We start from the raw sequence: 11,919 nt of genomic DNA on the forward strand, positions 1-11,919 counted from the left end.
CTAAAGGGGCTACGGCCCCTTTTTAGTCTGGAGAATTATTATGGCGAAAGAATTTGGTCGCCCGCAGCGCGTCGCTCAGGAACTGCAAAAAGAGATTGCGATTATCCTGCAACGTGAAATTAAAGATCCGCGTCTGGGGATGATGACCACCGTTTCCGGGGTCGAAGTTTCCCGCGATCTGGCTTATGCCAAAGTGTTTGTGACTTTTTTGAATGACAAAGATGAAGAGTCGATAAAAGCGGGCATCAAAGCGCTGCATGATGCATCCGGCTTTATCCGCTCGTTGCTGGGTAAAGCGATGCGTTTGCGTATCGTGCCGGAACTGACTTTCTTCTACGACAACTCGCTGGTAGAAGGGATGCGCATGTCCAACCTGGTGACCAGCGTGGTGAAGCACGATGATGAGCGTCGTGTGAACCCGGATGACAGCAAGGAGGACTGATGAGTCGTCCTCGTCGTCGCGGCCGCGACGTGCATGGCGTGCTGCTGCTGGATAAACAGCAGGGCGCGTCCAGCAATGATGTCCTGCAAAAAGTAAAACGCCTTTATAACGCCAACCGCGCCGGACACACCGGTGCGTTGGATCCGCTGGCTACCGGCATGCTGCCGATTTGCCTCGGCGAGGCGACGAAGTTTTCCCAGTATCTGCTTGATTCCGATAAACGCTATCGGGTGATTGCCCGCCTTGGGCAGCGCACCGATACCTCGGATGCAGACGGGCAAATTGTTGAAGAGCGTCCGGTTACCTTCAGCGCGGAGCAACTGGCTGCTGCGCTGGAAAGTTTTCGCGGTGATACGCAACAAGTGCCGTCGATGTATTCGGCTCTGAAATATCAGGGAAAGAAGCTCTACGAATATGCACGCCAGGGCATTGACGTTCCGCGTGAAGCCCGGCCCATCACCGTTTACGAACTGCTGTTTATTCGCCACGAAGGCAACGAACTGGAGCTGGAAATTCACTGCTCAAAAGGCACTTACATTCGCACGATTATTGACGATCTGGGCGAGAAGCTAGGTTGCGGCGCGCATGTGATTTATCTGCGTCGTCTGGCGGTAAGTAAATATCCTGTTGAGCGCATGGTTACGCTTGAACAACTGCGTGAGCTGGTTGAACAGGCTGAACAGCAGGAGATCCCTGCGGCGCAGTTACTGGATCCGTTACTGATGCCTATGGACAGCCCGGCATCGGATTTTCCGGTGGTGAATATTCCTTCTGTGGCGGCGGCGTACTTCAAAAATGGTCAGCCGGTGCGCGCATCGGGTGCGCCTGGTGAGGGGCTGGTACGCGTCACGGAAGGCGATGAAGCAAAATTTATCGGCATGGGCGAAATGGATGGCGGTGGCCGCGTTGCGCCGCGTCGTCTGGTCGTGGAGTACCCAGTAGTGTAACGGGCTTACCTTGCGGGAAGTCCTGACTACGAGTAGAATATTGCCGCTTAACTCTGGGCTATGTATTTAACATGTCCGGCGTTAAACCTGGGGGAGCTGAATTAGAGATCGGCACCCTGTCATTTTTATATCACTGGAGTTCAAAATGTCTCTAAGCGTTGAAGCTAAAGCAAAAATCGTTTCCGAGTTTGGTCGTGGTTCTAACGACAGCGGTTCTACTGAAGTGCAGGTTGCACTGTTGACTGCTCAGATTAACCACCTGCAGGGTCACTTTGCAGAGCACAAAAAAGATCACCACAGCCGTCGTGGTCTGCTGCGCATGGTTTCTCAGCGTCGTAAACTGCTCGACTACCTGAAACGTAAAGACGTTGCACGCTACACCGCGCTGATCGAGCGTCTGGGTCTGCGTCGCTAAGTCTGGCGAGTTTCAAGAAGGGGCCTTAAAGGCCCCTTTTTTCAACCAGGCGGCAGCAATTGGCAGTAAACGGCAGTAAACTAATGTATTGTTGCCAGGTATGATCTTCATTGCAGAGGTTCGCGCGGCTAATGAGAGGCTTTATCCGCAGAGGGCGGGTTAAGATTGTCATTAGTCGCGAGGATGCAAGAAGGTCCGGTTTAATTGTCAGCACGCCCTGGGTGTGCTGATGTTCATTAAGAAAGGATAGAATTTTGCTGAATCCGATCGTTCGTAAATTCCAATATGGTCAACATACCGTCACGCTGGAAACCGGCATGATGGCACGTCAGGCCACTGCTGCCGTTATGGTCAGCATGGATGACACCGCGGTATTCGTGACCGTTGTTGGGCAGAAAAAAGCAAAACCGGGACAAGACTTTTTCCCGCTGACTGTTAACTATCAGGAGCGTACTTACGCTGCTGGTAAAATCCCGGGTGGTTTCTTCCGTCGTGAAGGCCGTCCAAGCGAAGGCGAAACGCTGATTGCGCGTCTGATTGACCGCCCGGTTCGCCCGCTGTTTCCGGAAGGTTTCGTTAACGAAGTTCAGGTTATCGCGACCGTTGTTTCTGTTAACCCGCAGGTTAACCCGGATATCGTCGCGATGATCGGTGCATCTGCTGCACTGTCTCTGTCTGGTATCCCGTTCAATGGCCCGATTGGTGCGGCTCGCGTGGGTTACATCAATGACCAGTACGTGCTGAACCCAACGCAGGAAGAGCTGAAAGAAAGTAAGCTGGACCTGGTTGTTGCGGGTACTGAAGCCGCCGTGCTGATGGTGGAATCCGAAGCTGCGCTGCTGAGCGAAGATCAAATGCTGGGCGCAGTGGTCTATGGCCACGAACAACAACAAGTTGTTATCCAGAACATTAACGATCTGGTGAAAGAAGCGGGTAAACCGCGTTGGGACTGGCAGCCGGAAGCAGTGAACGAAGCGCTGAACGCGCGCGTTGCTGCGCTGGCAGAATCACGTCTGAGCGATGCTTATCGCATCACCGACAAACAGGAGCGTTACGCTCAGGTTGACGTGATTAAATCCGAAACCATCGCCACGCTGGTTGCTGAAGATGAAACCCTGGACGCTAACGAACTGGGTGAAATCCTGCACGCTATCGAGAAAAACGTCGTTCGTAGCCGCGTACTGGCTGGCGAACCGCGCATCGATGGTCGTGAAAAAGACATGATCCGTGGTCTGGACGTTCGTACCGGTGTACTGCCGCGTACTCACGGTTCCGCACTGTTCACCCGTGGCGAAACTCAGGCGCTGGTCACGGCGACGCTGGGTACGGCGCGTGATGCACAGAACATCGACGAACTGATGGGTGAACGCACTGACAGCTTCCTGTTCCATTACAACTTCCCTCCGTACTCCGTAGGTGAAACCGGGATGGTAGGTTCGCCGAAACGTCGTGAAATCGGTCATGGTCGTCTGGCTAAGCGTGGTGTGCTGGCAGTGATGCCGGACGCAGATAAATTCCCGTACACCGTGCGTGTAGTATCTGAAATCACCGAATCAAATGGTTCTTCTTCCATGGCTTCCGTTTGTGGCGCATCTCTGGCGCTGATGGATGCAGGCGTACCGGTGAAAGCTGCTGTTGCAGGTATCGCGATGGGCCTGGTGAAAGAAGGCGACAACTTCGTTGTTCTTTCTGACATCCTGGGCGATGAAGACCACCTGGGCGATATGGACTTCAAAGTAGCGGGTTCCCGCGAGGGTATCTCTGCGCTGCAAATGGATATCAAAATTGAAGGTATCACCAAAGAGATCATGCAGGTTGCGCTGAACCAGGCGAAAGGCGCTCGTCTGCATATTCTGGGTGTTATGGAGCAAGCGATTAACGCGCCGCGCGGCGATATCTCTGAATTCGCACCGCGTATCCACACCATCAAGATCAACCCGGACAAGATCAAAGACGTTATCGGTAAAGGCGGCTCCGTTATTCGTGCGCTGACCGAAGAAACCGGCACCACTATTGAAATCGAAGATGACGGTACCGTGAAAATCGCGGCAACCGACGGCGATAAAGCGAAATTCGCGATTCGCCGTATCGAAGAGATCACTGCTGAGATCGAAGTGGGCCGCATCTACAACGGTAAAGTGACCCGTATCGTCGACTTTGGTGCGTTTGTTGCCATCGGTGGCGGTAAAGAAGGCCTGGTGCACATTTCCCAGATCGCTGATAAGCGTGTTGAGAAAGTGACCGATTATCTGCAAATGGGTCAGGAAGTGCCGGTAAAAGTTCTGGAAGTTGACCGCCAGGGCCGTATTCGTCTAAGCATTAAAGAAGCGACTGAACAAACTCAGCCTGCTGAAGCGTCAGAAGCGCCGCAAGCAGAGCAGGGCGAGTAAGGTTGCCTTTGCCCTCCGCGCACGCGGGGGGCTTATTCGCAGGCAGGACGCCATGTTTGCAGCCGGGGGACAGGACGTTCATCCAATTGTTGTCTTCGGGAGTGGGAAATGAAGCCTTTTTTGCGCTGGTGTTTCGTTGCGACAGCTTTAACGCTGGCAGGATGCAGCAACTCTGCCTGGCGTAAGAGCGAAGTCCTCGCGGTGCCATTGCAACCGACTTTACAGCAAGAAGTGATTCTGGCACGCATGGAACAAATTCTTGCCAGTCGGGCTTTATCCGATGACGAGCGCGCACAGCTTTTATATGAGCGCGGAGTATTGTATGATAGTCTCGGTTTGAGGGCATTAGCGCGGAATGATTTTTCACAAGCGCTGGCAATCCGACCCGATATGCCGGAAGTATTCAATTACTTAGGCATTTATTTAACGCAGGCAGGCAATTTTGATGCTGCCTATGAAGCGTTTGATTCTGTACTTGAGCTTGATCCAACTTATAACTACGCGCACTTAAATCGCGGTATCGCATTGCATTACGGCGGTCGTGATAAGTTAGCGCAAGATGATCTGCTGGCGTTTTATCAAGACGATCCTAATGATCCTTTCCGTAGCCTGTGGCTTTACATCGTTGAGCGGAAGCTCGATGAGAACAAGGCGAAAGAAGCACTGAAACAGCGCTTCGAAAAATCGGACAAGGAACAATGGGGATGGAATATTGTCGAGTTCTACCTCGGTGACATTAGCGAACCAACGCTGATGGATCGCCTGAAGGCGGACGCAACGGATAACACCTCGCTCGCTGAGCATCTCAGTGAAACCAACTTCTATTTAGGTAAGTACTACCTAAGTCTGGGGGATAAGGACAGCGCTACGGCACTGTTCAAATTAGCGGTTGCTAACAACGTACACAACTTCGTTGAGCACCGTTATGCATTGTTGGAATTATCGCTCTTGGGCCAGGAGCAAGATGACCTGGCAGAATCGGACCAGCAATAGCTGACGACATAAACATCAGCCCGTAATCTCTTTTGATTGCCATCACCTTTACTGGTGAGGGCGTTGTTGTTCGTCAATACACCTACTTTGAGCCGGTTCACACTTTTCAATGAAAATTGCCAAATATTTTCACGATGAGTTATGTAGACTGGCCGCCAATGACATAGAGGCACTTGTACTACATGGCTGAATTCGAAACCACTTTTGCAGATCTGGGCCTGAAGGCTCCTATCCTTGAAGCCCTTAACGATCTCGGTTACGAAAAACCATCTCCGATCCAGGCTGAGTGCATTCCGCACCTGCTGAACGGTCGTGACGTGCTGGGCATGGCCCAGACTGGTAGCGGTAAAACCGCAGCGTTTTCTCTTCCGCTGCTCCATAACATCGATCCGGACCTGCGTGCGCCGCAGATCCTCGTGCTCGCTCCGACCCGCGAACTGGCGGTTCAGGTAGCTGAAGCAATGACCGATTTTTCTAAACATATGCATGGTGTAAACGTGGTTGCTCTGTATGGCGGCCAACGTTATGACGTGCAATTACGCGCCCTGCGCCAGGGGCCGCAGATCGTCGTCGGTACGCCGGGACGCCTGCTGGATCACCTGAAACGCGGCACGCTGGATCTCTCTAAACTGAGCGGTCTGGTGCTGGATGAAGCCGACGAAATGCTGCGCATGGGCTTTATCGAAGACGTAGAAACCATCATGGCGCAGATCCCGGAAGGTCATCAGACCGCACTGTTCTCTGCCACCATGCCGGAAGCTATTCGTCGCATTACCCGCCGCTTTATGAAAGAGCCGCAGGAAGTGCGCATTCAGTCCAGCGTGACGACCCGCCCGGACATCAGCCAGAGCTACTGGACTGTGTACGGCATGCGCAAAAACGAAGCGCTGGTTCGCTTCCTGGAAGCGGAAGATTTTGATGCGGCGATCATCTTCGTGCGTACCAAAAACGCCACGCTGGAAGTGGCCGAAGCGCTGGAGCGCAACGGTTACAACAGCGCCGCGCTGAACGGTGACATGAACCAGGCACTGCGTGAGCAGACGCTGGAACGCCTGAAAGACGGTCGTCTGGATATCCTGATTGCAACCGACGTTGCGGCCCGTGGCCTGGACGTTGAGCGTATCAGCCTGGTTGTTAACTACGACATCCCGATGGATTCTGAATCCTACGTTCACCGTATTGGTCGTACTGGCCGTGCGGGTCGTGCTGGCCGCGCGCTGCTGTTCGTTGAGAACCGCGAGCGTCGTCTGCTGCGCAACATTGAACGCACCATGAAGCTGACCATTCCGGAAGTTGAACTGCCGAACGCAGAGCTGCTGGGCAAACGTCGTCTGGAAAAATTCGCCGCGAAAGTTCAGCAGCAGCTGGAAAGCAGCGATCTGGATCAGTACCGCGCGCTGCTGGCGAAAATCCAGCCCTCTTCTGAAGAAGAGATGGATATCGAAACGCTGGCCGCGGCACTGCTGAAAATGGCCCAGGGCGAACGTACCCTGATCGTTCCGCCGGATGCGCCGATGCGTCCTAAGCGTGAATTCCGTGAGCGCGATGAGCGTTTCGAACGTCGTGGCGATCGTAACGATCGTGGTCCTCGTTCCGATCGCGGTGGTGAAGATCGTCCGCGTCGCGAACGTCGTGATGTTGGCGACATGGAACTGTACCGCATTGAAGTGGGCCGTGATGACGGTGTTGAAGTGCGTCATATCGTTGGTGCTATCGCTAACGAAGGTGATATCAGCAGCCGTTACATTGGTAACATCAAGCTGTTTGGTTCTCACTCGACTATCGAGCTGCCGAAAGGTATGCCGGGCGACGTTCTGCAACACTTCACCCGCACGCGTATTCTGAACAAACCGATGAATATGCAGTTGCTGGGCGATGCACAGCCGCGTGAGCGTAACGAACGTCGTGGCGGCGATCGCCCTGCTGGCGAACGTCGTAGCTTCGGCGGTGGTGAGCGTCGTGAAGGCGGTCGTGGTCCTCGTCGTGATGGCGCAGCACCAGCCGGTGCAGGTCGTTTCAGCGGCGAGCGTCGTGAAAACCGCGGCCCGCGCCGCGAAGAAGGTTCTTCCCGTCGTCGTGACGCGTAAACCTTACGCTGCAAACGTAAAGTAATAGATACAGCCCCAGTCAAAACGATTGGGGCTTTTTTTATCTGTTTTGTACTCCTGTACTGGTACAATGCAGCGTTTTTTCATTCCGGCATTGGACCATCACAGGAGAATTATTCAGATGTCGACACTGACAACCACTCAGGCTTCCCCTTCGCTGTTCGGCGGGGTGGTGATTATCGGCGGCACCATCATAGGCGCAGGTATGTTTTCCCTGCCGGTGGTCATGTCCGGCGCGTGGTTCTTCTGGTCACTTCTGGCGCTGCTGGTTACCTGGTTTTGCATGCTGCACTCCGGGTTGATGATCCTTGAAGCCAACCTCAACTACCGCAGCGGCGCGAGTTTCGACACCATCACCAAAGATCTGCTGGGCAAAGGCTGGAACCTGGTAAATGGCGTCTCTATCGCCTTTGTGCTCTATATTCTGACCTACGCTTACATCTCGGCGAGCGGGTCGATTTTGCATCATACCTTTGCGGAAATGTCGCTGAATGTGCCACCGCGCCTGGCGGGATTCGTCTTTGCTTTGGCGGTCGCGTTTATCGTCTGGCTCTCCACCCACGCGGTCAGCCGCATGACGGCAATCGTACTGGGCGCGAAAGTGATCACTTTCTTTCTCACCTTCGGTAGCCTGCTCGGCCATGTGCAACCGGCGACGCTTTTTAACGTCGCGCAAAGCGAAGCTTCTTACACACCTTATTTACTGATGACGCTGCCATTCTGCCTGGCCTCGTTTGGCTACCACGGTAACGTCCCCAGCCTGATGAAATACTACGGCAAAGATCCGCGCACCATTACGCGTTGCCTGGTGTACGGCACGCTGCTGGCGTTGGGGCTGTACGTGGTCTGGCTGCTGGTAACGATGGGCAATATTCCGCGCCCGGCGTTTATCGATATCGCAGCAAAAGGCGGCAATATTGATGTGCTGGTACAGGCATTGAGCGGGGTGCTGAATAGCCGCAGTCTGGATCTGCTGTTGGTGATTTTCTCGAACTTTGCCGTTGCCAGTTCTTTCCTCGGTGTGACGCTGGGGCTGTTTGATTATCTGGCGGACTTGTTCAAATTTGATGATTCCCCGCTGGGGCGTTTTAAAACCGCACTGCTGACATTTGTGCCGCCGATTGTTGGTGGCTTGCTGTGGCCGAATGGCTTTTTGTACGCCATTGGTTATGCAGGTTTAGCGGCGACGGTGTGGGCGGCCATTGTGCCGGCGCTGCTGGCGAAGGCTTCCCGTAAACGCTTTGGCAGCCCGGCGTTCCGCGTCTGGGGCGGTAAACCAATGATTGTGCTTATCCTGCTGTTTGGCGCAGGCAACGCCGTGGTTCATTTGTTATCCAGCTTTAATCTGTTGCCGGTTTATCAATAGTAAATCGCCGGGTGGCGCTGTGCGTACCCGGCAAAAAACTACCCGAGTAATTCCTCTTTCACCTGCATCGCCAGCTCAAATGAGTAGAGCCGCGCCTGGTGATCGAAAATCTGCCCGTTAACCATAATCTCATCCGCATCTGTTTCGCGCAGAATCGACTCCAGCCCGTGGCGCACCTTCGCTTTATCTCCCACCAGCGACATACTCAATGCCTGCTGCACACCGTACTGCTCAGATGGCGACCAGAACTGATCGATATTGGGAATAGGCGGCGGCAACTGCCCGGTTTCGCCACGACGCAGTTTCACAAACGCCTGCTGCATAGAGGTAAACAGGAACTCCGCATCGCGGTTGCTATCGGCGGCCACAATATTGATACACACCATCGCGTACGGTTTTTCCAGCCGCGCAGATGGTTTGAAGTTGGTGCGATAGAGATGCAGCGCCTGGAACAGCATATCCGGCGCGAAATGCGAGGCAAACGCAAACGGCAGGCCAAGCTGCGCGGCCAGTTGCGCGCTATACAGGCTGGAGCCTAACAGCCAGACCGGGATTTTTTCGCCGTAGCCCGGAACCGGGCGGACATGCGGGTTCGGATCGCGGGCATCAAACCAGTCCACCAGCTCTGCCACGTCGCGGGGAAAGTTATCGACATCCCCGCTCATATGGCGGCGTAATGCCATCATTGTGCGCTGATCGCTGCCCGGCGCACGGCCCAGACCCAGATCGATGCGCCCCGGATAGAGCGTATTCAGCGTACCGAACTGCTCAGCAATCACCAGCGGCGAGTGGTTGGGTAGCATTACGCCGCCGGAGCCGAGATGCAGGGTTTGCGTATTGGCGGCAAGATAGCCAATCAGCACCGACGTCGCCGCGCTGGCAATACCGGTCATATTGTGGTGCTCAGCCAGCCAGAAGCGGTGATAACCGCGTTTCTCGGCGAGCTTTGCCAAATCCAGTGAATGGGCAAACGCCTCGCGGGCACTCGAGTTTTGCGGGATCGGTGCCAAATCAAGCACGGAAAACGGAACGGTTTTATCAGACATAAATACTCACTTTGCTACAGCATCGTCATCAGATTGAAGGTCTTCTTCCAGCCTGGCGCAATGTATCGCGTCAGGCCAGAAAAGCTGCAACTTTCATACTGCATTAACTTGTGACAATTCTTGTTAACAAAGTGAGCTTTTTTACGGCTGTAGCACCAGGCCTGGCAGCCTGCGCCAGTAGCCATTACAGTCGCTGTTCGACGCCAGCGCTAACGGCGCATTGCCCATTTCGTTAGCTTTAAACGCCTCCAGCATGGCAAACGTCTCTGTCCCCATCGGTGACAGACGCACAATATCGACAACTCCCTGCATGGAAGCCAGTTCATTGCCGAGGTTATAGACATAGCCACTCATCGTCTGGATGCCGTTGAGCACAAACACCTGCTGGTTTTCCTGCGACAGCACGCTGCGCCCGGTCGGGTATTTAATGCAGCACGTTTCGCACTCATCTTTTGGCCGGTCTTCCGAGCGTGCGGTAAAGCAACGCGCAGAGTAGGCCAGCGGCAGATGACCGTAGCTCAGCACTTCCACTTCAAACTGCTGGCGAATACCGAGCGTTTCGCATTGATCGAGCAAATTAATCAGCCAGTCGCGGGAAAGCTCCACCGGCATGCACCAGCGCACCATGCCTTGTTTGAGCAGCAAGCGTAAGGCGACCGCGTTATAACAATTGAGTGCATGCCCGGCGACAAACGGCAGTTTGCGCCCGGCGCATATATTCACCACGCCCAGATCGCTCGCTTCCAGCAGGAAGTCACCGTTATCGACATAGCGCTTAAGCTCGTTAAGCTCCGACGAAGCCTGCACCAGCGCGAGCGTGGAGATAACCACCTGTTTGCCGCTACCGGCAAGCTGTTTCGCCATCTCCAGCCAGTCGCCCACTTTTGTGGCGCGACGCTTGCTGCACACCGCTTCGCCAAGATAAATCACATCGGCGCTGCTGTTTGCCGCTTGCAGGTAAAAATCTTCCAGCGTCTCTTTTGGCCAGTAGTAAAGCACCGGCCCTAATGAATATTTCATCTTCTACCTACTGCCATTTGCGGTGATACGCGCCGAGGGTGGTTTGTGTGCCTTCTGACATTGCGCCGAGGGTCTCCATCCACGCCGATTGCGGGACAAAATCCTGCGGTGACGCCATGCAGCGATCGATTGCCTGACGCCACACTTTTGCTACCTGGCTTACATAGGCCGGGCTGCGCTGACGTCCTTCGATTTTCACTGAAGCGATATTTGCCGCCAGCAATTCCGGCAACAGTTCCAGCGTATTCAGGCTGGTGGGCTCTTCCAGCGCGTGATAACGCTCGCCGTCAACCAGATAGCGCCCTTTGCACAGCGTCGGGTATCCGGCATTTTCACCATCCTGATAACGGTCAATCAGCACATCATTCAGGCGTGACTCCAGCCCCTGCGGGGTTTGCTGCCAGCGTACAAAACGCGCCGGTGAGCAGGCTCCCACGGTATTCGGCGATTCCCCGGTCAGGTAAGAGGAGAGGTAACAACGCCCTTCGGCCATGATGCACAGGCTGCCGAAGGCGAACACTTCCAGCGGTACCGGCGTGACGCGGGCAAGTTGTTTGACCTGATGAATCGACAGCACGCGCGGTAACACCACGCGGGCGACGTCAAAATGTCGATGATAAAAGCGGATCGCTTCTTCATTGGTCGCAGAAGCCTGCACGGAAACGTGGCGCTCAATATGCGGGTAACGTTCGGCGGCATACTCCAGCATCGCCAGATCCGCCAGAATCAGGGCGTCGGCACCGATCTGCGCCGCCATATCGACAGCACGTTCCCAGCGTTGATAACCGTCGGGGTGCGCAAACGTGTTGATGGCGATATGCAACTTACGGCGATGCTGGTGAACAAAGTTTACCGCTTCCTGAAGCTTCTTCTCCGTAAAGTTGAGTCCGGCGAAATGGCGGGCATTCGTATCATCTTTCAGGCCGATATACACAGCATCAGCACCGTTTTCGATGGCCGCCTTCAGTGCCGGAAGGTTTCCGGCGGGGCAGAGCAACTCCATAGTGTATCCTGCAATCAGGGGCGCTGTGGCCCGGACGTACCCCGTAGGGTCACTGAATTGTTAATGAACTGGGATTCTAGTTAACCTGTCGGCGACAATTTTTGATTTGAGGCAGTTAAATGCGTATTGATACTGCCAATAATCCTTGCCTATTTATTACGTAATTGTTGATGTGCGCCGCTATGCCGA

Annotated in this window: 9 protein-coding genes and 1 pseudogene; 7 read left to right on the forward strand and 3 right to left on the reverse strand. The window is 54.4% G+C overall.

The features are described 5' to 3' along the window. Positions 1-40 precede the first annotated feature (40 nt). The 7 genes and pseudogenes from rbfA (at position 41) to mtr (ending at position 8,661) form a co-directional block, all read left to right on the forward strand. On the forward strand, positions 41-442 hold the full coding sequence (gene rbfA, locus Q5705_13800) for a 30S ribosome-binding factor RbfA (GenBank protein ID WLI75662.1): 402 nt from the start codon (positions 41-43) through the stop codon (positions 440-442). Beyond that, positions 442-1,389 (forward strand): tRNA pseudouridine(55) synthase TruB, encoded by a 948-nt coding sequence (gene truB / locus Q5705_13805; protein ID WLI75663.1) that lies wholly within the window; start codon positions 442-444, stop codon positions 1,387-1,389. The genes rbfA and truB overlap by 1 nt, the downstream gene beginning before the upstream one ends. A gap of 145 nt (positions 1,390-1,534) precedes the next feature. Then, positions 1,535-1,804 carry a 30S ribosomal protein S15 gene (gene rpsO, locus Q5705_13810; GenBank protein ID WLI75664.1) on the forward strand — a complete coding sequence of 90 codons (270 nt, stop codon included), beginning with the start codon at positions 1,535-1,537 and terminating at the stop codon, positions 1,802-1,804. A gap of 254 nt (positions 1,805-2,058) precedes the next feature. Continuing rightward, positions 2,059-4,306 (forward strand): annotated as a pseudogene (gene pnp, locus Q5705_13815) (polyribonucleotide nucleotidyltransferase). After that, positions 4,303-5,187, forward strand: coding sequence for a lipoprotein NlpI (nlpI, locus tag Q5705_13820; GenBank protein WLI75665.1), 885 nt, complete (start codon positions 4,303-4,305; stop codon positions 5,185-5,187). The pseudogene pnp and the gene nlpI overlap by 4 nt, the downstream one beginning before the upstream one ends. Positions 5,188-5,369: 182 nt before the next feature. Further along, entirely contained in the window at positions 5,370-7,274 is a 1,905-nt protein-coding gene (locus Q5705_13825; GenBank protein WLI75666.1) for a DEAD/DEAH family ATP-dependent RNA helicase, read from the forward strand. 142 nt (positions 7,275-7,416) lie between these two features. Next, positions 7,417-8,661 (forward strand): tryptophan permease, encoded by a 1,245-nt coding sequence (gene mtr, locus Q5705_13830; protein ID WLI75667.1) that lies wholly within the window; start codon positions 7,417-7,419, stop codon positions 8,659-8,661. A 38-nt stretch (positions 8,662-8,699) separates the two neighbouring features. Here mtr and Q5705_13835 read toward each other — a convergent pair whose 3' ends face one another. From Q5705_13835 to Q5705_13845, 3 genes are all read right to left on the reverse strand, one after another. Further along, positions 8,700-9,707: a luciferase-like monooxygenase gene (locus tag Q5705_13835; protein ID WLI75668.1), complete on the reverse strand. Its 1,008-nt coding sequence runs from the start codon at positions 9,705-9,707 to the stop codon at positions 8,700-8,702. A gap of 141 nt (positions 9,708-9,848) precedes the next feature. After that, positions 9,849-10,727, reverse strand: coding sequence for a U32 family peptidase (locus tag Q5705_13840; protein WLI75669.1), 879 nt, complete (start codon positions 10,725-10,727; stop codon positions 9,849-9,851). Between the two features lie 7 nt (positions 10,728-10,734). After that, positions 10,735-11,730 carry a peptidase U32 family protein gene (locus Q5705_13845; protein WLI75670.1) on the reverse strand — a complete coding sequence of 332 codons (996 nt, stop codon included), beginning with the start codon at positions 11,728-11,730 and terminating at the stop codon, positions 10,735-10,737. Positions 11,731-11,919 lie beyond the last annotated feature (189 nt).

The organism is Kosakonia sp. H02 (assembly GCA_030704225.1).
In the GTDB taxonomy this organism is placed as follows: Bacteria; Pseudomonadota; Gammaproteobacteria; order Enterobacterales; family Enterobacteriaceae; genus Kosakonia.

Coding starts and splice junctions, on each gene's coding strand:
- rbfA (WLI75662.1), top strand. CDS start 41: ATGGCGAAAGAATTTGGTCGCCCGCAGCGCGTCGCTCAGGAACTGCAA.
- truB (WLI75663.1), top strand. CDS start 442: ATGAGTCGTCCTCGTCGTCGCGGCCGCGACGTGCATGGCGTGCTGCTG.
- rpsO (WLI75664.1), top strand. CDS start 1,535: ATGTCTCTAAGCGTTGAAGCTAAAGCAAAAATCGTTTCCGAGTTTGGT.
- nlpI (WLI75665.1), top strand. CDS start 4,303: ATGAAGCCTTTTTTGCGCTGGTGTTTCGTTGCGACAGCTTTAACGCTG.
- Q5705_13825 (WLI75666.1), top strand. CDS start 5,370: ATGGCTGAATTCGAAACCACTTTTGCAGATCTGGGCCTGAAGGCTCCT.
- mtr (WLI75667.1), top strand. CDS start 7,417: ATGTCGACACTGACAACCACTCAGGCTTCCCCTTCGCTGTTCGGCGGG.
- Q5705_13835 (WLI75668.1), bottom strand. CDS start 9,707: ATGTCTGATAAAACCGTTCCGTTTTCCGTGCTTGATTTGGCACCGATC.
- Q5705_13840 (WLI75669.1), bottom strand. CDS start 10,727: ATGAAATATTCATTAGGGCCGGTGCTTTACTACTGGCCAAAAGAGACG.
- Q5705_13845 (WLI75670.1), bottom strand. CDS start 11,730: ATGGAGTTGCTCTGCCCCGCCGGAAACCTTCCGGCACTGAAGGCGGCC.